Origin of the sequence: Pandoraea sputorum (genome assembly GCF_000814845.2) — a bacterium.
GTDB classification, from domain to species: Bacteria; Pseudomonadota; Gammaproteobacteria; order Burkholderiales; family Burkholderiaceae; genus Pandoraea; species Pandoraea sputorum.
In genome coordinates, this window is sequence record NZ_CP010431.2 from 1943645 (window position 1) to 1965286 (window position 21642).

A 21642-nucleotide genomic window follows, 5' to 3' on the forward strand; every position below is an offset into this window, starting at 1 on the left:
CCATCTCCATTCGATTTCTGGTGGTTCGATAGAAGGATTTCGCGATGTCTCTCGCCAATTCGGCCAACGTGGCCCATGTCCCCAAGGCTGACGACTCGGCATTGATGCGACGCTTCCTCGCCTTGCCGGGCGACAAGCGTCGCGTGTTTCAGTCGCGCGCCCGCGAGCAGGGCGTCGATCTGGCCAGTCTGCCGATTCCCGGCGGGCTGCGTGACGGGCCCAATGCGCCGCTGTCATACGCCCAGCAACGCCTGTGGGTCGTGGAGCAACTGCATCCGGGCACAGGTGCGTACAACATTCCGGCCGCTGTGCGGCTGAAAGGGACGCTGAACGTTGTAGCGCTGTCGCAGGCGTTCTCGGCCATTGTCGCCCGGCATGAGGTGCTGCGCACCAGCTTTCATGAAGGCCCGAACGGGGCCGTGCAGCGTGTGCATGACGATGTGCCGTTCTCTATCGACTATGAAGACTGGCAAAGCGGCGGTACGAGCCTTGCCGATCAGGACGCGCGCGTGCAAGCGTGCGCACGTGAGGAGGCGGTGCGTCCCTTCGCACTGGACGCTGCGCCGTTGATGCGCGCGCGACTGATTCGTGTCGCGACCGACGAACACGTGTTGCTGCTCACGCTGCATCACATCGTGGCGGATGCATGGTCGATGACGCGTCTGGTCGAGGAGTGTACGCGTGGCTACGCCCAATTTGCTGGAGCGGGGACTCGCGTCGCGCCGCTGCCTGCGTTGCCGGTGCAGTACGCCGATTACGCCATCTGGCAACGCGGCTGGCTCGAAGCCGGTGAGTTGGAGCGCCAACTGGCCTACTGGCGTGCGCAGCTTGGCGACGACCATCCCATATTGCCGTTGCCGACGGACCGTGCGCGTCCGGCCGTGCCGAGCGGACGCGGCGCGACATATGTCATGGAAGCCGACGCACCGCTCACCGCACGGCTGCGTGAGTTGGCGCGTACTCACGACACTACGCTCTACACCGTGTTGCTGGCGGCGTATGGCGTTTGGCTGGGGCGCATTACCGGTGTTCGCAGCGTCTGCGTCGGCGTGCCGGTCGCCGGGCGCGCGAAGCTGGAAACGGAGCCGCTGATCGGCTTCTTCGTCAACACGCAGGTGATGCGTGTGCCGCTCGATCCGAAAACATCGTTCGGCGGTCTGGTCGCCACGATGCGCGCGCGGGCCATCGAAGCGCAAGCGCATGCCGACGTGCCGTTCGACAAGCTTGTCGAAGCGCTACAACCGGCTCGCGACGCGTCCGTCAACGCGCTGTTTCAGGCGAAGTTCAATCACGAGATTGCGCGCGACGCCGTGCCGGAGATGGCTGGTCTTCGTATCGAGCCGGTGGTCGTCGCCGGACAAAGCTCGCACTTCGATCTCTCGCTCGATACGCTGGAGCGCGGCGACACGTTGCAGATCGCGCTGACGTACGCAACGGACCTGTTCGACGCAACGACTGTCGAGCCGTTGGCGCGCGCATTTCGCCATCTGCTGACGCAACTGACGCAAGCTCCGGACGCGCGGCTCGCCGATATCGCGCTGAGCGCCGACGTGCCGGTCACGACGGACGGTGAGCGGCGCGTGTGGGAAACGCGCGACTGGATGCAGACGTGGGCGTCGCGCGTTGCTCAGGAGGGGGATGTCCTTGCGGTCGAAGGCGAGGATGGCGCGTGGTCGCGTCGCACGCTCGACGCGCATGCCAATCGCGTGGCGCATGCGCTCGCGACGCGGGGCGTCGGGGCGGAGGATCGCGTTGCACTGCTGATGCCGCGCAGCGCCGGTTGGGTCGCCGCAATGCTCGGTGTTTGGAAGCTGGGGGCGGCTTACGTGCCGCTGGACCCGACGCAACCGTCCGCACGCCTCGAACAGCTGATCGTGGCGAGTGGCGCAAAGGCGCTGATCGTCGCGCCGGATGTTGCATCGGTCCTTCAGATCGACGGTGCTCAGATCGACGGCTGCCAGATACTGTCCATCGCCAAGGTGCTGGCCGGGGACGAGGCTCGCTTCGTCAATCGCGGCGTGCATCCGGCGCAGGCCGCTTACGTCATTTACACGTCGGGGTCCACGGGGCAGCCGAAGGGTGTCGTGGTGAGCCGGGGCGCGTTGCACAACTATGTGCAGAGCGTGACGTCCAGACTGCACGATTTCCCGGAGGACGCGGGTATGGCGATGGTCTCGACCGTCGCGGCCGACCTCGGGCACACGGTGCTGTTCGGCGCGCTCGCGATGGGACGGCCGTTGCATCTCATGCCGCAGGAAGATGCCTTCGACGCGGGACGCTTCGCCGGGTGGATGCGCGCACGCCGCATCGGGGCAACGAAGATCGTGCCCAGCCATCTGAAGGGGCTGATGCTGGCCGCAGGGCCGGACGTGCTGCCGAACGACTGGTTGATCGTGGGCGGGGAGGCGGCCGATGCCGAGTTGCTGACGTTGCTGCATACCCATCGCCCGTCGCTGCGTGTGCTCAATCACTACGGACCGACCGAAACGACCGTGGGCGTGCTTACTCACCGCGCGGCATCCAACGATGCACTGCTGCCCGTCGGCCTGCCGTTGCCGAACGTGAGTGCCTACGTACTCGACGACGACTTCAACGCGGTGCCGCCGGGCGTGAGCGGCGAGCTTTACATCGGGGGTGTCGCGCTTGCACGCGGCTATCTCGGCGAGCCGGGCAAGACAGCGGAGCGCTTCGTGCCTGATCCGTGGCGTCCGGGGGCGCGGATGTATCGCACGGGCGATCGGGTGAAGCGACGTGCAGACGGTGAGATCGTCTATCTCGGACGCGCCGACGATCAGGTGAAGATTCGCGGCTACCGCGTGGAGCCGGGCGAGGTCGCGCACGCGTTGCGCGCGCTGGACGGTGTGCAGGATGCCATCGTCCTCGTGGCGCGCGACGCGCGTGGGCAATCGCAATTGCTCGGCGGCTACACCGGTGCGCTGACCGAGGCCGACGCGAAGGCAGCGCTCACCTCGGCGTTGCCGTCGGCCTGGGTGCCGTCGCGGATCGTGCGTCTCGCCGCACTACCACTCACGGCGAACGGCAAAGTGGACCGTCGCGCGTTGCTTGCGGCGATGTCGTCCGACATATCCGTCGGGGAAGCGAAGGCGCAGTCGGCACCGTCAGGCGAGATGGGTGCGCTCGAAGCGCGCATCGCGGACGTCTGGAAGGCGGTACTGAAAACGGAGCAGGTGGGCCGCGACGCGAACTTCTTCGAAATCGGCGGCGATTCGATTCTGGCGTTGCAGGTGATTGCGCGGCTCAAGCGCGGGACGCCGTCGCTCAAGGTCAGCCTGCGCGAACTGATGCAGCACGGCACGGTGGCACGCCTTGCCTCCGCGCTCACCCCTTCGGAGGCTGCGCCATCGGCCGGTGGCGACCTGCTGGTGCGGTTGAATGCCAGCAAGTCGTCGGCGCCCGCGCTGTTTTGCGTTCACCCGGCGGTGGGCACCGTCTTCGACTACCGTCCGCTTGCGCAGGCCCTTACCGACGAACGTCCGGTGATCGGCATTCAGTCGCGCATGCTGATCGACCCTGCGTGGTCGGATACGTCGCTCGATGAAATGGCGGCGCGATATGTCGACGCGGTGCGCACGGCTCAACCGAGCGGCCCTTATTACTTGCTCGGCTGGTCGCTCGGTGGACCGATTGCCATGGCGATGGCCGAGCGTCTGCGTGCCAGCGGACAGGTGGTGGCCTTCCTCGGACTGGCAGATACGTTCGTGCCTGCGCAGCAAGACGATGCGCCATCCGTTGCATCGTCGCGCGACTGGACGGGCGATCTGCTCGACTATCTCGTCACGATTTTGCCGCAGGTCGACGCGGCGAAATTGCGCGCGTCGCTCGCACCGCACGCCGGGAAGCCGCTGGATGAGGGGGGGCTGGCGGCTGCCGTCGATGCCGCGCTGACGATGCACGGGCAGGGCGGTGCGCCGGTGGCCGCTGCGGGTGATTACGCGTCGCTCGGTCGCGACGAACTCGCGCACATGTTCCGCGTGACGGCGCACTTACGCGCATTGGCGGACGTTCATCGTCTGCGTCCGTCCGGGGCGCCCGTGCATGCGTGGTGGGTCGAGCGACGTGCGTCGGACGACCGCGAGCGACTGTCGCGCGCAATGGGCGCAGCGCCAGTGTACGAGGGCACGGTCGCGTCGAGTCACATGCAACTGCCTCGCACGAAGGCGTGGATCGAAGATGTCGCACGGGCTGTGCGAGACGTGAGCGAAGTGAGTACTACTGGGGTCAGCGCGGGGGTGAGCGCCGGGGTGAGCGTCGCCGCGTGACATTGCGGCGACGGCGGTTGCGCTCGAAACAAAAAAGCGAGGCCGGTTCATTGGCCTCGCTTCTCTTACGACACTTACGACACTTCAGACGCGCAACGCCTTACCAGCTGTACTTCGCCGTCCCGAGAATCGTGCGACGTGCACCGTAGGCGCACTGGGAGGTCGTCACACACACGACGTACGTCTTGTCGAAGATGTTGCTGCCGTCGAGCTGGAAGCGCCAGTGCTTGTCCAACTGGTAGTGCAGGCCCAGGTCGACCAGCGTGCGCGACGGCGCTTGTCCGGCGGTGTTGGTCGCGTCGATGAAGGTCGGTCCGACGTAACGAATCCCGCCGTTAAAGCCGAAGCCTTTGAGTACGCCGGCGTGGAACGTGTAGTCGGCCCACAGCGCGGCGGCCGTGCGCGGTTGCTGCGGCGGGACCTTGCCCAGAAGGGTCGGGTCGGTGGTCTTCGAGTTGGTGATGTTCGTGTTCGTGTACGAGCCGATCACCTTCAGGTTGTCAGTGACCTCGCCGACTGCTTCGAGTTCGAAGCCCTTCGAGTGCTGCTCGCCTGTCGTGATCGAGAACGCCGTGTTGGCCGGGTCGGGCGTGAGCACGTTCGTCATGCGGATGTCGAACAACGACAGCGTGACGAAGCTGTTGTAGCCCTTGGGCTGGTACTTCACGCCGACTTCATACTGCTTGCCCTTCGACGGATTGAACTGGTTGCCGAAGCGGTCCACACCAACGTTCGGCTGGAACGACTCGGAGTAGCTGAAGTACGGTGCCAGCCCCATGTCGAACAGATACGTCAGGCCAGCACGATAGGTCGCCTGCTGATCCGCCTGATTCGACGAGCGGTTCGTCAGCCGGTTGTAGACGTTCTGTGCCACCCAGTCCTGACGCACGCCCAGCGTGAGCAACCACTTCTCGTACTTGATCTGATCCTGGAAGTAGAGACCGCCTTGCGTGAAGCGCGAATCGGAGTCCGCTGCCTGACGCGTCAGACCGAACACGGCTGCGCCGTAGTTGGGCGAGAAGATGTCGAGCTGGTTCGATGCGCTCGCCACGCCCTGACGCATGCTGCGATGCTCGTTGTAGTAGTAATAGTCGAAGCCGAACAGCGCCACGTGCGAGAGCGGACCGGTGGTGAATTTCGTCTGCAACTGGTTATCGATGGTGAGCACGTCCGTCTGACGATAGTCGGCAAACGGCAACCGGTTGATCAGTCGCGTGCTGCCCGGCGCGAAGCCGAGACCGTAGGCGTCCGTGTCGACCTTGTAGTCGAAGTACGAATAGCGTGCGGCCTGCTTGAACGACACCTGATCGTTGAATCGGTGTTCGAGCTGATAACCGGCGAAAACCTGCTCGCGCTTGATGTTGTCGTAGTTCGGGTCGCCCACGAAGCGACCGACTGGAATCTGGCCGTTCGGGTTCGGCAGCACCGTGCCGGACGCGGGCAGGAACTGGCCGAAGCCGAGCTTGTCGCGCTGGTAGCTGGCTTCGAACGTGATCGTGGTCTTGTCCGTGGCCTTCCACGTGAGCGATGGCGCGATGTAGATGCGATCGTTCGGCGTGTAGTCGACCTGCGTGTTGCTGTCGCGGAACAGGCCGACGAGGCGGTAGAGCACCTTGCCGTCGGCGTCGAGCGGACCGCTGAAGTCGAAGGCCGCCTGCTTGTTCTTGAACGAACCGACCGAGAGCTGAATTTCGTGAAGCGGGGTCTCCAGCGGCTTCTTCGTCACCATGTTGATCAGGCCGCCGGGCGTGTTCTGCCCGTAAAGCACCGATGACGGTCCGCGCAGGATCTCGATGCGCTCAAGACCGTACGGATCGAGCTGGAATTCGGTCGCCGATTGCAGACGCGTGCCGTCCATGAACAGGCCCAGCGTGGACGCCGAGAAGCCCCGGATGTTGATCCAGTCGAAGCGGGTCTCGAAGCCCGCGTTGTCCGGGAGTACACCGGCGCTGTAACGCATGGCCTGACTGACCGACTGCGCGCCCAGATCCTGAATCATTTCCTTTGGAATAACCGACACCGACTGCGGATTCTCGATGAGCGGGGTATCCGTCTTGGTGCCCGTGGTACTGCGCTTGGCCACGATGCCATCGACCGGCCCTGCGCCGTTCTCCGGCGCGCGCTCGGCGCTCACCTGCGTGGGCGAGAGTGCGACGTCCCCCTGCTGGCTGGTGGTCTGCGCCCACGCGCCGTGGGAGAAAGCCAGCGGCGCGAAGGCAAGGCTTGCGGCCAGCGCGATATGACGATGGATCGGGCGGATCGGGCGGATCGGGCGGATCGGGCGATGGATCGATTGCAGGCGACTGGCCCCCCGGCCACGTGCGCTCCCGTAGTGCTTCATCTAAGAACTCCTAGGTTTTTATCGACGACTGAGGCGACGTGCGCACTCGAATCCCCGGGCGACGACACCTATCGAGTAGTGGACGAACCAACCTGCCGGATATTTAGGGGGGCCATCATCGGCCCGTCATATGAGCTGCCTCATTGCGATAAATGCAGCACGCTGACGGTGGCCGCTGCAACGTCGGCCTCGGTGAACGGCGCGGCCTGCCAGCGTTTGTCGGCCCACGCTTGCAGGGCGGTCGCGTTGCGCGGATCGGCGCGGTCGTCGGCGGGGCCGGAGGCGTCGAGGGTGGCGGCTGCGACGCGTCGCGCCGGGTCGTCCGGGAACGAGACGACCTGGAGATACGTGTCGCCGCGCGGCGCCGTGTCCATGCCATAGCGGTCGGTGCCCATGCGGGCGTCGGCGCACATGATCGAGAAGTAGCCCGCGATGTCGCAGCCGCCCGACAGGCCGATGCGACGTCCGCCGCGCGTGGCGAAGAGCGCTTCGTCGCGGCGGCTGTCGAGTGCCAGTCCCATGCGCTTCATCTCCAGCACGGCCTCGCCCAACGCCTGAGCGAGCGATGCGCTGTCCCCGGCGAGACCGGCGGGCGACGTGACGGGGTGCGTTGCATCGAACGGGGCGGCAAACGCCCGGCGGCCGGTGGCATCGACGCCTGCGAGCCGGATCCAGACGGCATCCCACAAGTTCGCGCCCCGGGCGCTGCGCTCGCCCGTGCCGTCCCACGCGGCCAGCACGCGACAGGCGGGCGCGAGATCGACGGTTTGCGGCGACTTCAGCGGTTTTCCGTCGACGGGGTCTTGCGTGATTCGCACGTCGAAGCGTTTGTCTTTGCGCTCGACGGCTGACGGGCAAACCCGCGCGAGGAGCGACTTGCGGGTGAGGTCGGCGGACAAGGGGGTGGCGCGCAGCACGGATTCGCGTACGGCCTGCGTCGTGACCGGAGCGGCGGCGCGCAAGGCGGCGATGCGTTGCAGGCCCGAGCGGCTGCGCAGCGAGAGCGGCGCGTCGCTTTGGCCGAGCACACTGCTTAGATGGGCGAGGGGCGCATCCGGCGCGGCCAGCCACGCGCTGTCGTTCATGTTGGCGACGACCGTGTCGCTCATGATGTCCGGCATCTCCCGGCGGCCGAGCGTGCCGGGTAACGGGCTGTCCGGCGCGGTTTGCCATGCGCAGGCGCTGCGGCTGCCGTCGAGCACAGGCAGGCCCGGCGCGGCCTTCGCGAAGGCCAGCCCTGCGGGCTTTGCGGTGCACGCGGCCAACAACGTGTCCGGCACGCCCGGCACCGGGCCGATGTCGCCGAACCACACGCGCGGGTCGCGTCGGCCGATGGCCAAGGTGTTGACCCACGGATTGGCCGCATCGGTGCGCATGCCGGACGCCAACGCATCGAGCGAGTCGGCCTGCGCCATGCGCAGATAATGCTCGAGCAAGCCGAAGTTGTTTGCGTTGGCGTCGCGCAGGACCAGTGCCTGACGCGTGGTCCAGCCGAGCGCGGGGGACATGGCCGAGAGATTGACGACCGGCCCGTCGGCCGTGCGATACAGCGTTCGTGAGACGCTCGACGTCTTGCCTTGGGCGTCGCGCACGGGGACGGTCACGGACACGCGCTGCATGGCTTCGGTTCGGCCGTCGATCCGGTAGCGGGTCGGGTCGGCCGGATCGAGCGTGAGGGCGATCAGACCGAAGCGTCGGGCACTCGATACCGTATGCGTCCAGGCGACGTCCTGTGTGAAGCCGATCATGATGAACGGCGCGCCGAGCATGCCGACGCCGGAGATGTCGAGCTGGCCGGGGATCGTGAGATGCGCAGGGTACAGCCGGTCGGGGCCCTCCCAGTACCAGTGCGGGCTGCCGTACAGGATCGGCTGACCGTCGGCACTCAGTGACGCCCCGAAGGCAAACGCGTTGCTGCCGACGCCCGCATCGTTGATCGACGCCAGCGATGTCGCGGGCACTACGGCTGGCACTACGGCTGGTACTGCGGCGGGCAACGATGTCGCGACCTTGCGCGCCGGGCGTGATCGTCCATTGATCGCCGCACTGGCCGACGGCGGACGGGCCGTCGCGATGGCGGCGATCTGCGTGGCGGCGCTCGCGGCGAGTGTGGCGGCATAGAGGCGGCGGTAGACGTCGTCTTCCGTCACGGTGCCTAGCTGGCGCACCCAGTCGGCGTTGCGGCAGGCGGTGTGCTGAGCGGCGTCTGTGCCCGCGCGCACGTCTTTCAGGTAGCGAGTCACACCGGCTGCGAAGCCTTGCGCCAGTTCGCGTCCGCGCGGCGACTGGGTGGCGCGATACCGCTCGAGGGTGGCGGCATCGAACGTCAGACGGAAGAAGACGTCCGCATCCAGGTTGTTCGGCTGGCCGAAGGTCGCACGCCGGGCAACGCGACCGTCCGCCCCGAAGGCCAGCGAACGTTCGCCACGAAAGGTCACGATGCTCTCGGCGAGTGTGCAGAGATTGTCCTGTGCCTGCGCGTAACCGAAGCCATAACCGAGGCTGCCCCAGTTGGCCGCGCGGACATGGGCGGTGCCGTCGGTCGTGCGACGCAAGTCGGCGTTGTAATGCGCGGTAATCGACGGGGCGCGGGATTCCGTGGATTGGGGCGCTTCGGCGACCCGATCCGTCGGGGGCCGGGGTGAAGTGCATGCTGCAAGGCACAGGGCGACGACGACCAGTCCGGTCCGTACGGGGATTGGCGATGTCGGCGGGGAAGGCAGATCAGGTAAGGCGGGGCGGGCAGACGGGGCAAGAAGCAGGCGCGACGGCCGGGGCGATCGGGACATGGGTAAATATGCCGGTTGGTGACACGTCTTTTGAGCGACGAACCACCACTTCCGGAGTTTAGGCGGCGCGCGCTCACGCCGACCGTCGAGACGACTGGTGCCCGATACCCGTATTTCCACCGGTCCAGCAGCCGCCAGACCGGCATTCAACATGACCGAATCTCTGACGCCTGCCGCAGGCGCATCGTTGCGCGCGCAAGGCCTTAATGTTGCCGTGGGGGCTCGCAATGTCCTCACTCAGGTCGATGTGACCTTCGCCGCGGGCCGTGTGAGCGCGCTGTGCGGCCCGAACGGCTGCGGCAAGAGCACGCTGCTGCGCACGCTGGGCGGCCTGCTCAAACCCGTGTCCGGGCGCGTTTGGCTCGACGACACGCCGCTCGACTCGCTGCGTGCGCGCGAGCGTGCGCGTCGCATCGCGTTGCTCGCGCAGACGCCCGGTATGCCGTTCGGCATGACCGTCGCCGAACTCGTCGCTTGCGGCCGCTATAGCCACACCGGCATGGGTGGGCGCCTCGGCGAACGCGACAACCTTGCCATCGAGCGCGCGCTGCATCTCATGGAACTGGAAAAGTTGTGCACGCGTGATGTCACAGCATTGTCCGGCGGTGAGCGTCAGCGCGCTTTCATCGCCATGGCGCTGGCGCAGGAGGGCAACGTGCTGTTGCTCGACGAGCCGACGACGTATCTCGATGTGCGTCACCAGATCGACATCCTCGCGCGCATTCGCGAACTCAATCGCGAGACGGGGATGACGGTGGTCTGGGTGCTGCACGATCTGAATCAGGCCGCCGCCTTCTCCGACGCCATGCTGCTCATGCGCGACGGCAAGCTCGTCTTCTCGGGCACGCCCGACGAGACGATGGACCCGGACCGTCTGATGGCGGTGTTCGCCACGCCGATGCAACGCATCGACTTTCAGGGCTTGCCGATGTGCTTGCCGGTGCTGGCCGGGCAGGGGGGCATAGTGATGTACGGAAACCGGTTGAGGTCGGTAGTTCGACCGTCCCGAATGGATTGAACGGTGGCCGACATGGCAACTGAGCGTACGGTGGGGACGTTGGCCCTCGCGCGACGCCTCACGGTGCCCGCGCAGGCCGCACCGCGCCAGTACGCGCGCCGCACACGCGCGTTGCTGGGCGGATGGCTGGCCCTCGCGCTCGCCATCGTCGTGCACGCGCTTGCGAACGACGCATGGCCGGGGGCTGGCACGGTCGCTCAGGCGATGCACGGCGGGCTAAGCGGCATGAATAGCGACGCCACGCTCGGCTGGTTGCTGTTCGTGGATGCATGGATGCCACAGATTCGCGCCGGACTTGCTGCTGGCGCATGCCTTGGACTGGCCGGTGCGTTGCTCCAGACCATTACACAGAATCCGCTCGCGTCCGGCGAATTGCTCGGCGTGTCGGCGGGCGCGCAGATGGGGTTGATCGTCGCGTTGCTCGTACCGGGCCTCGCCGTGCTGCCCATGATGCTGGCGGGCGGGGTGCTGGCGGCGCTGTTGACGTTCGCGCTCGCGGGCGGCACGCGCACGACACCGCTACGCCTCACATTGGCCGGGGCGGCAAACGCGCTCGCACTCTCGGCGTTATGCATGGTCGCGCTGACGCTCTACACCCGTGCGGCCGTGGGCGTCGTGCAGTGGAGCACGGGGTCGTTGCAGCAGTTCGGCAAACGGGGCGCGGATCAAGCGCTGTGGTTGCTGCTCCCGGCGGCCGTCGCCTTGCTGGCGTTGCTGCATCCGCTCGGACTGGCGCGCTTCGGCGAAGCGCAGGCGTCGGCGTTGGGGCAGCGTGTCGGCGCGGTGCGTGTAGGGACGATTTTGCTAGCCGCCGCGCTGTCGGCGATTGCAATCGCGCTGGCGGGGCCGGTCGGCTTCGTCGGGCTGGCCGCACCCAATCTGGTGCGGCTGATGGGGGTTCACCGGCCCGCATGGCTGATTCCGCTCTCGGCGTTGTGGGGCGGCGCAATGCTCATCGTCACCGATGCCATGGCGCGCGCGCTGGTGACGTTCGGTGCGTTGCCGGTCGGTGTGATGAGCGCCGTCATCGGTGCGCCCGTGCTGCTGCTGTTGCTTCGCTACGGCCTGCCCGCGAGCACTGCAGAGATGACGGCCCCGATGGCGGCTGGCCATCGTGCGTCGAACCGGAGACCGATGGCCATGATCGCGGCGCTGGTGGTCATCGCACTGGTCGCCGTCACCGGGCTGACACTGACGATGGGCGTGCTGTCGTGGCCGTCGGCATGGCAGTGGCGCGATGTGTTCGATCCGCACACGGCGGCAGGCATGCTGGTAGACCTTCGCTTACCGCGCAGTTTGATCGCGATGGGCGCTGGCGCATTGCTGGCGGGCAGTGGGGTGTTGCTTCAAGGGGCTTGCCGAAATCCGTTGGCCGGGCCGGAACTGCTGGGCGTGAATCAGGCGGCAGGGCTGGCGGTGCTTGCGCTGCTGCTGGTGTCGCCCGATGCCGCCGCACGTTGGTCGATGCCTGCCGCGTGGGCGGCAAGCGCAGGGGTGCTGGCGATTGTGCTCGGCGTCAACGCGCGCTGGGGCCTGGCACCAATGCGGGTGATCCTGACGGGCATGGCGCTGGCCGGTCTGCTCGCGGCGCTGGCGAACCTGCTGGTGCTGCAATTCCACGTGCATGCCACGCAGGCGCTGGTGTGGCTCGTCGGCAGCAGCTACGGGCAATCGTGGCACGGCGTGCGGGCGTTGCTGCCCTGGCTGGCGATCTGTCTTCCGCTCGCGGTGTATGCCGGGCGATGGCTCGACCTGCTGAGTCTCGGCGACGAGACGGCCGAGGCGCTGGGCGTGCCCGTCGTGCGTGCCCGACTCGGATTGCTGGTACTCGCGAGTGCGATGGCTGCGGCTGCGGTGGCGACTGTCGGTCCAGTGGCATACGTCGGATTGATCGTTCCGAACGCGCTGAGATCGCTGCCGCTGACCGGCACGCGCGACCGTATCGTCACGGCTGCGTTGGCGGGGGCGTTGCTGCTCGGCGTGGCCGACTTGTTCGGCCGGACGTTGTTCGCCCCGCTCGATTTGCCGCTAGGCATCGTCACCGCTGCCGTCGGCACGCCGCTCTTCCTTTGGCTGCTCTCCCGCACTTTCCTGAGGTCGCATGCGCATGCTGGCTAAACCCTATGGCGGCGTGCCTGTGCAAATTTCACGTCGCCGCTGCCTCAAGTACCTCGCCGCTGGCGCGGCTGCGATGACGGGTATGGCCGCGCTTGACGCGCAGGCACAGAACTATCGCGGCCTGTTCAATCGTGCGTCGCCCGTGTTGCCAACAAACGCCCACCGGGTCGTCTCGCTGGAGTTTCTGTTCACCGAGTCGCTGCTAGCGCTCGACGTCACGCCGGTCGGCGTGGCCGATCCGCGTGGCTACACGCAGTGGGTCAAATATCGCGCAGACCGGCTAAGCCCGGACAGCGCCGTCGGCACGCGCGAGCAACCGAATCTTGAAGCAATTGCGGCGTTGCGTCCCGATCTGATCATCGCGTACGCCTATCGGCATGAGCGGTTGTTCGACGCATTGGCGCGTATCGCACCGACCGTCGTCTTCAACGTCCAGCCCGCCGAGGGCGAGGGCGATGCGCTTGAGCGCATGCTGGCCGTCTTCCGATCCCTTGGCAGCATGACGGGGCGCGCCGACGCCGCTGCTCAGATCGTCGCCCAGAGCGAAGCGCGCATTGCCGAGGCGCGTGCGAGTGCGCTGCGCGACGGCTTTCGCGACGCGCCAATTGCGCTGCTCAACGCCAACGCGGGTGGCGGCAATTTTTGGGCTTACGACAACAAGGACATGATCGGCGCGTTGATCGGGCATCTGGGGGCGCGCAATGCGCTGGGGTGGCTCGATGAGCGTCAGTCGATGGTCAACTTGTCGCTGGGCGATCTGGCGCGGCATCCCGAATGGTCGCTGATCGTCGTCGACAACGGCGCTGCGCCCGCGTATCAACTGCCGGTCTGGCGGGCGTTGCCTGCCGTGCGCGACGGACGTGTCGCGTTTCTGCCGCCGTCGTGGGGCTTTGGTGGGCCGGTGTCGCTTGACCGGATTACCGGTCTCGTGGGCACGGCGTTCGCGTCGATGGCGCCTGCCATGCGCGCGAGGGCTGCGTCTGGTGTATGAGCGGCGTATGAACGGCGTGTGAATTCTGACGGATGCCGTGGCGGCGTCCGGTTTGGCTGAGAGGAGATCGAATCGTGTCAATTGCAATGACTGCCCCTGTTGAATCGTCCGCTGCGCCTGCCGGGCGTGCTGCGCCCCATGACCCCTACGGCGTCACGCTGGCCGACGGCCATCGGTATCACGCGAGCGGGCCGGACGATGGCGTCGCCCGCGCCGGTCAGGACCTCACGCTCTGGTGCGATGCACATGCCGTCGCCGTGTTCGAGGTTAGCGAGGCGGATGATGCGATAACGCTGCGGGCGAGCACGCCGCATGACACCCATCTGCCGGTTCGGGCGCTGCTGCCCGTGCTGGCGGCAGTGTTTTGTCGTCACAAGGCGTGCAAGCGGGCCAGCGTGGTCTGGCCGGGAACGGGCGCCGACGCCGAACTGGCGACGTGGCTCGTCGCGGCGGTGCGTGACGGTGTGGGCGAGCAGTTCTCGCAAGCGGATGGTGGGAGCGTGTTGCAGGTCTCGCGTCAGACGTTCTGGCAGCACCCGGCGCAGTGGCTCCAGGGGCCGTCGTCGGCCGGGATGGCGCAACAGTACCGTGTGTCGGACGGCAAGCGCCATCCGTTGCGCGCACCTAAGCCGGTGGGCGAGGTGTACCGGCGTCACATCGCGCGACTCGGCACGACCTTCAGCCTGCGCGCCATCGATCAGCCGGGCGACGTCGAACGCTTTCACGAGTGGATGAACCTCGACAGCGTGGCGCACTTCTGGGAGCAGACGGGCACGCTGGAGGAGCATGCCGAGTATCTGGCGAAGATGCAGGCCGATCCCCACGCCGTCACACTGTTCGCATGTTTCGACGACGAGCCATTTGCCTACTTCGAGGTGTATTGGGCGAAGGAAGATCGCATCGCGCCGTTTTGCGAGGCGGCCGACTACGACCGGGGTTTCCATTTACTGGTGGGCTCGACGCGTTTTCGCTCACCCGGGCGTACCGAAGCCTGGCTGCGGTCTATCGTCCATTACATCTTCCTCGACGATCCGCGTACGCAGCGCATCGTTGGCGAGCCGCGCATCGACCATGATCGATGGATCGCCTATATGCAGGGGCAGGGCGCGGCCCGCCTGCGCGAATTCGACTTCCCGCACAAGCGCGCCGTGCTGATCGCGTTCGAGCGTCAGACTGTGTTCGAGCAATACGCACCATGGTGAAGCTCGACGCCTGCCGTGACCTGCGCGATGGCGGACAGTTGCGTCGATGTGAAATATCCTGATTATTTGTCGTCACAAAAAATAATTGATGGGCATTAATTATTGTGAGTACAATAATTGTCCATGGAAATCAGTTTCGACCCGGCGAAAAGTGAACGGAATGTGAGAGAGCGGGGGGTGCCGTTCACGATGGCCCGCGAATTTGAGTGGGACAGCGCCGTGATCGAGGAGGATGTCCGCGTCGACTATGGTGAACGCCGCTACTGCGCCTTCGGGTACATTGCGGAGCGGCTGTTCGCTTTGGTCTTTACGCCTCGCGCAGAAAAAATACATGTCATCAGCTTGCGCAAGGCGAATTCGCGAGAGGTGAAACGCTATGCCGAGACTTAAGCCGGGAACTGTCCTCCCTACGCCGACTGAGGACGCAAAGATCAAAAAGCAATCGGCTCAGGATTCCGAGAATCCCGAGTGGACGAAGAAGCGCTTTGCGAAGGCCAAACCTGCGTCGAAGGTACTGCACGAAATCGTTGGGGAAGAGGCTGCAGAAAAGTTGCTGCGACCGCGTGGGCGGCCCAGATCCGAGCATCCGAAGGAGCGAATCAACATTCGGCTGTCGCCGGAAGTTCTCGAATACTTCAAAGCATCGGGTAATGGATGGCAGACGCGAATCGATGCCGTACTCAAGCAATTCATTGCCGAGCATCCGAGTGCATCGTGATATCGCCGTGTCAGGAGGTCGCGGAACTCGACACTCCGATATCTGCGTGCCAAAACCCGCCTGATTGTCGAATCCGGTCATGACACTGTCGATTGACGCATCATCGCTGGCGGTGAAGCGGAAGTTTCCGTAACTCTTGTCGCGTGTTCTTGCCCATCATGTCGAATCGCCCCGCCCGGGGCGACTTCGTTAAAGGAGGCTCGACATGAACGCGACACGTGTGGACTATCAACGGTGGATTTCGCTCAGACGGCGGGTGCCCGCGAACGAATATCCCGTGCATCCGCTCCCCGACCGGTTGCCGCGACGCGGGTATGTCGTCTGGTTTTACTTCAGAAACGAATTTTTCGGATCGCAATTCGACAAGAAAGCGAAGGCGTATGTGTGCGACCACGTTCGCAATCCGTGGGAAGCGGCGTTCCTCGAGACGAAAAGCGAAGCACTCGAAATTGCCCGACGGATGGTGTGCCCGTGTCTGGTGCTGTATTGCGCTGGTCCGTCCGCCGCGGTCACCGCTGTGGCATGAGCGCCCGGACCGGATCGTGACGTCCGACAGGCGATATGCGACGTCAGCCCGCCACGCCCCGCGCAAGACGCTCGGACAGAGCGGCCTTCACATCCGGCCATTCGTCGTCGATGATGCTGAAGCGGACGGAATTGCGCTTGCGTCCGTCGGGCATGATCCGTTCGTGACGAACGATGCCCTCTTGCTTGGCGCCGATACGCAGGATCGCCGCGCGCGACTTTTCGTTGAGTTCATCCGTCGTGAATTGCACGCGCACGCACTGCATCGTCTCGAAGGCGTAAGTGAGCAACAAGGACTTCGCTTCGGTGTTGATGCCGGAGCGCTGCGCCGAGGCGCTCACCCACGTGTGGCCGATTTCCAGTTTCCGGTTCGCTCGGTCCACCTTCCAGAAGCGGGTGTGGCCGACCACCTTGCCCGTGGCCGTCGAAACGATGACGAAAGGGATGACGGTGCCTTCGTCGCGTCCCTTCAATGCCCGGTCGATGTAGGCATCGACGGTATCGGCGTTCGGCACAACGGTCACTTTCAGATTCCACAGTTCGCCGTCGGCCGCCGCAGCAACCAGTGCCTGAGCGTGATGACGTTCCAATGGATGGAGTTCGACACTGTTGCCGAGCAGCGTGGGCCGCATCGCGTCGGCAGGCGTTGCATGGATAGACATGGAAAGGGCGCGGTTGTGACGGGAGAAAACCTGCAAAACGACGATTCTGCGCCCACTCCGGCACCCCGGCAAGGCTTCGAATGTCGGGTTTTACATGCCGAACTCACGCAACCCTTCCAGATCGAGAATGGTCAGCACGCCGTAATCGACTTTGACCAATCCCGCCTGCTCCAGCACCTTCAGCGCAAGGTTGACCCGCTGGCGCGAAACGCCCGCCAGGTAACTCAGTTCCTCTTGTGAGATCTGCACGGTGTTGTCGTCGGAGGGATACAGGTTCGGATTGAACATCGACGACAGCGAACGGGCGACGCGGGCATCGGTATCGAGCAGACGCTCGTGCTCGACAGCCGCAATGAATTGCCCCAGCCGTTCGTTGAGTTGCAGGGTCAGAAAGCGATTGAACGGAATGCTCGTGTCGAGCAGCCAGTCGAAGGTGGCAATGGGCATATGCGCGAGCACCGAGTCGCGCAGCGCCATGACGTCATATTTCCGGATCTCGTGCTTGAGCACCGACCCTTCGCCGAACCATGCGCCCGCCGGTACGCCTGTAAAGGTCACTGACTTGCCGCTGGCCGACGCCGTCGTGATCTTCACCAACCCCTCGATCACGCCGAACCATGCGTGCGTCGGGTCGCCCTTGCGGCACACATAGCCGCCGTTTTCGACCGGACGCACCTGAATCTCCGCCACCACACGTGAGCGCTGATCGGGCGTCAGTCCTTGCGCCCAGGCGCTGCGCTGCAACAAGGTTTCGAGCGACATATAGGGACTTTCCCTTGATTGTCATCCTGGTGACAAATCCGCCGTGAGCCATGAGGTATCTTCGCCTTGCCTGGCAACGGCGAGACAAGCATTCCTGGCGGTCTGAACACGACGCCGAAGCACAAGTATAGAAGCTGACGGTTGCCCGGCATATCGGTAGTCGCCGTAGTCGTTTCACCGCAGTCGCTGCAGACGCTGTATGGCATTCCAAAGCAAAAATAGCGCCGATTAAGGGCGCTGCAAGCAGTAAGGAGCGTGTCACGAGCACGCACGCCGACCGAGCCACGCCACTCCCCCTCGACAGATGTCGAAACGTGGCGAGACACAGGAGACTGGCATGCAGGAGCGGACTACCTTCCCGCGATTGTTGTTGGCCCATGCCGCGACACGGGGCGCCCGCACGGCGTATCGGGAAAAAGATCTGGGGATCTGGCAAAGCTGGAGCTGGCAGGAGGCTGCGCATGAAGTGCGCATGCTCGCCTGTGCACTCGCCGCTGCCGGGTTCAGGCGTGGCGACAATCTGGCCATCGTCGGCAATAATCGGGTGCGCCTGTACTGGGCGATGACGGCCGCACAAGCCCTCGGGGGCGTAGCCGTGCCGTTGTATCAGGACGCCGTCGCGGCCGAAATGGCGCACGTGCTCGAAGACGCCGAGATCGATTTCGTCGTCGCCGAAGATCAGGAACAAGTCGACAAACTGCTGGAGTTGCGAGAGCGCGTGCCGCACCTGTCGCACATCATCTACGAAGACCCGCGCGGGCTACGCAATTACGATGCCGTCGGGCTGCAATCGTACGCGTCGGCGCTGGAGCAGGGCCGAACCTTCAACGCGCAGCATCCGCGCTACTTTGACGATGCCGTCGCTGCCGTCGATCCTGACGACACCGCAACCATCCTCTACACTTCCGGTACCACGGGCAAACCGAAGGGCGTCTGCCATTCGCACGCCGGGTTGATCGGTGCGGCGTATCACGGCAGTACGTTCGACCGGCTTGGCCCGGGAGACGAAGTACTGTCCTATCTGCCGATGGCATGGGTGGGCGATCACCTGTTTTCCTATGCGCAGGCGCTCGTGGCTGGCTTTACGGTCAATTGCCCTGAGTCTCCCGACACGATCTCCACCGACATGCGCGAGATCGGCCCGACCTACTACTTCGCGCCGCCTCGGGTGTACGAGAACGTGCTCACGCAAGTCATGATCCGCATGGAGGACGCGAACCGTCTGAAGCGCAAGATGTTCGCGCACTTCATGGACGTGGCGAACCGCTGTGGAGCGGCTGTGCTGGACCGTCGCCCGATCTCATGGCTGGACCGTCTGCAATACGCGGTGGGGAACCTCTGTGTGTACGGCCCGCTGCGCAATACGCTCGGTATGAGCCGCATCCGCACGGCTTACACCGCTGGCGAAGCCATCGGCCCGGACTTATTCCGCTTCTATCGCGCCATCGGCATCAACCTCAAACAGTTCTACGGTCAGACGGAAACTTGCGCGTACGTCTGCCTGCAACCGGATCGTCAGGTGCGATTCGACAGCGTTGGCCCGGTCGCTCCCGGCATGGAAATCAAGATTGGCGATAACGGTGAAGTGCTCGTGCGCGGTGTGGGCCTGCTCAAGGAGTACTACAAGCGGCCCGATGCCACGCGCGAGGCGCTTGACGAGGGCGGCTATTTCCGCACCGGCGACGCCGGGATCATCGATGCCGACGGCCATCTACGCATCATCGACCGTGCCAAGGATGTCGGCAAGCTCGCCTGCGGGGCGCTGTTCGCGCCGAAGTACATCGAGAACAAGCTCAAGTTCTTCTCGTATATCAAGGAGGCGGTGGCCTTCGGTGACGGCCGCGACGGCGTCTGCGCGTTCATCAACATCGATATGGACGCCGTGGGCAACTGGGCCGAGCGCAAGAACCTCGCCTATGCCGGTTACATCGATCTCGCCAGCAATCCGCTGGTCGCGGAACTGATCCTGGGTTGCATCGAGCAAGTCAACGCCGATCTCGCGAAGGAATCGGCGTTTGCCGCCGCACAGATCCAGCGCTTCGTGATTCTGCACAAGGAGCTGGACCCGGACGACGACGAACTGACCCGCACGCGCAAAGTGCGCCGCGCGTTCATCGCCCAGAAATACGACGTGCTGATCGACGCCTTTTACACCGGCAAGGCGACGCAATTCATCGAGACACGCGTCAAGTTCGAGGACGGGCGCGAGGGCAGTGTCAGCGCCACGCTCACGATTCACCCGGCGCGCGTGGTCGGCGTGCGCGCGCCCGTCGACGACCCTGCGCCTGCGAAGTTACGCTGCGCGGCCTGACGAAACGAACGAATCAGACAAACGCTAGTCCCGGCCCGCAGGTCGCTAAGTCGTACGCCCCTCAAGCCGGGCATTGCCGCAGGAGAAGGTATGAATGAGCACCGCAAGACTGGCGAAGTATTGCTCGATTTGCAGCACATCAGCTTGTCGTTCGGCGGCGTCAAGGCGTTGACGGATATCTCGTTCAACGTGATGGCGCACGAGATCCGCGCCATCATCGGCCCGAACGGCGCGGGCAAGAGTTCGATGCTCAACGTCATCAACGGCGTCTATCACCCGCAGCAGGGCACGATCGTGTTTCGCGGCGAAGTGCGTCAGCGCATGCATCCGACATCCGCCGCACGGCAGGGCGTGGCGCGCACGTTCCAGAACATCGCATTGTTCAAGGGCATGTCCGTGCTCGACAACATCATGACGGGACGCAACACCCGCATGCGTGCCGGACTGCTGGCCAGCGCCCTCTGGTGGGGGAAAGCGCGTCAGGAAGAGATGGCGAATCGCGCCAAGGTCGAGGAGATCATCGACTTTCTCGAAATCCAGCACATCCGCAAGACGCCCGTCGGACGGCTGCCATACGGCCTGCAAAAGCGGGTCGAGCTGGCGCGCGCACTGGCTGCCGAGCCCGAACTGCTATTGCTCGACGAGCCGATGGCTGGCATGAACCTCGAAGAAAAGCGCGACATGTGTCGCTTCATTCTCGAAGTGAACGAAGAGTTCGGCACGACTATCGTGCTGATCGAGCACGACATGGGCGTCGTGATGGACATCTCCGATCGTGTCGTGGTCCTCGACTACGGCAAGAAGATCGGCGACGGCACCCCCGCCGAGGTTCGCGCCGACCCCGAGGTGATCCGCGCATATCTCGGTGCAGCGCAAGGCATGCCTGCGGCGGCGTGATCGTCAGGGCGGTTATCGGAAGCCTCGAACCCCGAACATCGAATGGCAGTTGACTGAGCGTTGGCACACTGGAGACATCGATGCAGTTCTTCTTCGAAATCCTGATCGGCGGGCTGCTCTCGGGCGTGATGTATTCGCTCGTGGCGCTGGGCTTCGTCCTGATCTTCAAGGCGTCCGGCGTGTTCAATTTTGCGCAGGGCGCGATGGTGTACTTCGCGGCCTTGTCGGTCGTCGGTCTCATGGAGCGTGGCTTGCCGCTGTGGGCGGCAGCCATCGGCGCGTTCGTCGTCATGGTGCTGATGAGCATGGCGACGGAGCGCTTCGTGTTGCGCAAGCTCGTGAATCAGTCGCCCATCACGCTGTTCATGGCGACCATCGGCCTGTCGTTCTTCCTCGAAGGTCTTGCCCCGCTTCTGTGGGGCAACGAAGTGCGTCCGTTGTCGCTGGGCATCGTGGACGAACCCATCGCCTCGATCATGGATTCGACGGGCGTGCTGGTGAGCAGCTTCGACCTCGCGGCCGCCGGGATCGCCGCAGTGCTGGTCGCGTTGCTTGCCCTGTTCTTTAAGGCGACGAGCATCGGTCGGGCGCTGCGGGCGGTCGCCGACGACCATCAGGCGGCGCTCTCGCTGGGCATTCCGTTGCAGCGCATCTGGGTGGTCGTGTGGAGCGTGTCGGGCTTCGTCGCGCTGGTAGCGGGCATGCTGTGGGGCTCGCGCAACGGCGTGCAGTTCGCGCTCACGATGACCGCCCTCAAGGCGCTGCCCGTGCTGATTCTCGGTGGCTTTACGTCGATCCCCGGCGCGATTGTGGGCGGGCTGATCATCGGCGCGGCGGAAAAGCTCGCGGAGATCTACGTGCCGCAGCTGCTGCAAAGCCAGTTCGGCGGCAATTTCGGTGGCATCGAGGGCTGGTTCCCGTACGTCTTCGCACTGCTGTTCCTGCTGGTACGCCCGGAAGGGTTGTTCGGCGAACGGCACATCGATCGGGTCTGACCGGCGGCGACCGCATCGGTCATTCGAATCATT

General features: G+C 64.8%; 14 protein-coding genes and 1 pseudogene. 11 read left to right on the forward strand and 4 right to left on the reverse strand.

Annotation, left to right across the window (positions count from 1 at the left end; all coding sequences use genetic code 11):
* The first annotated feature begins 44 nt into the window (after window positions 1–44).
* Window positions 45–4280 carry a pandorabactin non-ribosomal peptide synthetase PanK gene (panK, locus tag NA29_RS08585; protein ID WP_052252678.1) on the forward strand — a complete coding sequence of 1412 codons (4236 nt, stop codon included), beginning with the start codon at window positions 45–47 and terminating at the stop codon, window positions 4278–4280.
* A 100-nt stretch (window positions 4281–4380) separates the two neighbouring features.
* Here panK and panL read toward each other — a convergent pair whose 3' ends face one another.
* Both panL and NA29_RS08595 read right to left on the reverse strand, forming a co-directional pair.
* Complete coding sequence (gene panL / locus NA29_RS08590) at window positions 4381–6621, reverse strand: TonB-dependent pandorabactin receptor PanL (RefSeq protein WP_052252681.1); 2241 nt, start codon at window positions 6619–6621, stop codon at window positions 4381–4383.
* Between the two features lie 140 nt (window positions 6622–6761).
* Window positions 6762–9410, reverse strand: a complete 2649-nt coding sequence (locus NA29_RS08595; RefSeq protein WP_442756985.1) for a penicillin acylase family protein — start codon at window positions 9408–9410, stop codon at window positions 6762–6764.
* Window positions 9411–9561: 151 nt separating this feature from the next.
* Here NA29_RS08595 and panN point away from each other — a divergent pair.
* From panN to NA29_RS08630, 7 genes and pseudogenes are all read left to right on the forward strand, one after another.
* Window positions 9562–10451, forward strand: a pseudogene (gene panN, locus NA29_RS08600) (pandorabactin ABC transporter ATP-binding protein PanN).
* Entirely contained in the window at window positions 10441–12546 is a 2106-nt protein-coding gene (panO, locus tag NA29_RS08605) for a pandorabactin ABC transporter permease subunit PanO (protein ID WP_084103571.1), read from the forward strand. Before panN ends, panO begins: the two are co-directional and overlap by 11 nt.
* Entirely contained in the window at window positions 12536–13537 is a 1002-nt protein-coding gene (gene panP, locus NA29_RS08610) for a pandorabactin ABC transporter substrate-binding protein PanP (RefSeq protein ID WP_157744769.1), read from the forward strand. The genes panO and panP overlap by 11 nt, the downstream gene beginning before the upstream one ends.
* Window positions 13538–13623: 86 nt before the next feature.
* Window positions 13624–14739 (forward strand): pandorabactin biosynthesis N-acetyltransferase PanQ, encoded by a 1116-nt coding sequence (panQ, locus tag NA29_RS26150; protein WP_052252689.1) that lies wholly within the window; start codon window positions 13624–13626, stop codon window positions 14737–14739.
* Window positions 14740–14862: 123 nt separating this feature from the next.
* Window positions 14863–15129: a BrnT family toxin gene (locus NA29_RS08620; protein ID WP_039397497.1), complete on the forward strand. Its 267-nt coding sequence runs from the start codon at window positions 14863–14865 to the stop codon at window positions 15127–15129.
* A complete protein-coding gene (locus NA29_RS08625) occupies window positions 15116–15457 on the forward strand; it encodes a BrnA antitoxin family protein (RefSeq protein ID WP_072633236.1) in 342 nt (113 codons plus the stop codon). The genes NA29_RS08620 and NA29_RS08625 overlap by 14 nt, the downstream gene beginning before the upstream one ends.
* 205 nt (window positions 15458–15662) lie before the next feature.
* A complete protein-coding gene (locus NA29_RS08630; RefSeq protein WP_039397499.1) occupies window positions 15663–15983 on the forward strand; it encodes a hypothetical protein in 321 nt (106 codons plus the stop codon).
* A 43-nt stretch (window positions 15984–16026) separates the two neighbouring features.
* Here NA29_RS08630 and panU read toward each other — a convergent pair whose 3' ends face one another.
* The gene (panU, locus tag NA29_RS08635; protein WP_052252691.1) at window positions 16027–16644 is read right to left on the reverse strand and encodes a pandorabactin biosynthesis N-acetyltransferase PanU; all 618 of its coding nucleotides are present in this window, start codon (window positions 16642–16644) and stop codon (window positions 16027–16029) included.
* A gap of 90 nt (window positions 16645–16734) precedes the next feature.
* Entirely contained in the window at window positions 16735–17406 is a 672-nt protein-coding gene (gene panV, locus NA29_RS08640) for a pandorabactin biosynthesis transcriptional regulator PanV (RefSeq protein WP_039397502.1), read from the reverse strand.
* Window positions 17407–17743: 337 nt separating this feature from the next.
* On the opposite strand from panV, the gene NA29_RS08645 reads away from it, so the two are divergent.
* From NA29_RS08645 to NA29_RS08655, 3 genes are all read left to right on the forward strand, one after another.
* Window positions 17744–19717 (forward strand): AMP-dependent synthetase/ligase, encoded by a 1974-nt coding sequence (locus NA29_RS08645; protein ID WP_039397505.1) that lies wholly within the window; start codon window positions 17744–17746, stop codon window positions 19715–19717.
* Window positions 19718–19807: 90 nt separating this feature from the next.
* Window positions 19808–20614: an ABC transporter ATP-binding protein gene (locus tag NA29_RS08650; protein WP_039397506.1), complete on the forward strand. Its 807-nt coding sequence runs from the start codon at window positions 19808–19810 to the stop codon at window positions 20612–20614.
* A gap of 80 nt (window positions 20615–20694) precedes the next feature.
* A complete protein-coding gene (locus NA29_RS08655) occupies window positions 20695–21609 on the forward strand; it encodes a branched-chain amino acid ABC transporter permease (protein WP_039397508.1) in 915 nt (304 codons plus the stop codon).
* Window positions 21610–21642 lie beyond the last annotated feature (33 nt).

Bases quoted from the DNA above. Each gene is read 5' to 3' on its own strand.
- panK (WP_052252678.1), top strand. From the start codon at position 45: ATGTCTCTCGCCAATTCGGCCAACGTGGCCCATGTCCCCAAGGCTGAC.
- panL (WP_052252681.1), bottom strand. From the start codon at position 6,621: ATGAAGCACTACGGGAGCGCACGTGGCCGGGGGGCCAGTCGCCTGCAA.
- NA29_RS08595 (WP_442756985.1), bottom strand. From the start codon at position 9,410: ATGTCCCGATCGCCCCGGCCGTCGCGCCTGCTTCTTGCCCCGTCTGCC.
- panO (WP_084103571.1), top strand. From the start codon at position 10,441: ATGGCAACTGAGCGTACGGTGGGGACGTTGGCCCTCGCGCGACGCCTC.
- panP (WP_157744769.1), top strand. From the start codon at position 12,536: ATGCTGGCTAAACCCTATGGCGGCGTGCCTGTGCAAATTTCACGTCGC.
- panQ (WP_052252689.1), top strand. From the start codon at position 13,624: ATGACTGCCCCTGTTGAATCGTCCGCTGCGCCTGCCGGGCGTGCTGCG.
- NA29_RS08620 (WP_039397497.1), top strand. From the start codon at position 14,863: ATGGAAATCAGTTTCGACCCGGCGAAAAGTGAACGGAATGTGAGAGAG.
- NA29_RS08625 (WP_072633236.1), top strand. From the start codon at position 15,116: ATGCCGAGACTTAAGCCGGGAACTGTCCTCCCTACGCCGACTGAGGAC.
- NA29_RS08630 (WP_039397499.1), top strand. From the start codon at position 15,663: ATGAACGCGACACGTGTGGACTATCAACGGTGGATTTCGCTCAGACGG.
- panU (WP_052252691.1), bottom strand. From the start codon at position 16,644: ATGTCTATCCATGCAACGCCTGCCGACGCGATGCGGCCCACGCTGCTC.
- panV (WP_039397502.1), bottom strand. From the start codon at position 17,406: ATGTCGCTCGAAACCTTGTTGCAGCGCAGCGCCTGGGCGCAAGGACTG.
- NA29_RS08645 (WP_039397505.1), top strand. From the start codon at position 17,744: ATGCAGGAGCGGACTACCTTCCCGCGATTGTTGTTGGCCCATGCCGCG.
- NA29_RS08650 (WP_039397506.1), top strand. From the start codon at position 19,808: ATGAATGAGCACCGCAAGACTGGCGAAGTATTGCTCGATTTGCAGCAC.
- NA29_RS08655 (WP_039397508.1), top strand. From the start codon at position 20,695: ATGCAGTTCTTCTTCGAAATCCTGATCGGCGGGCTGCTCTCGGGCGTG.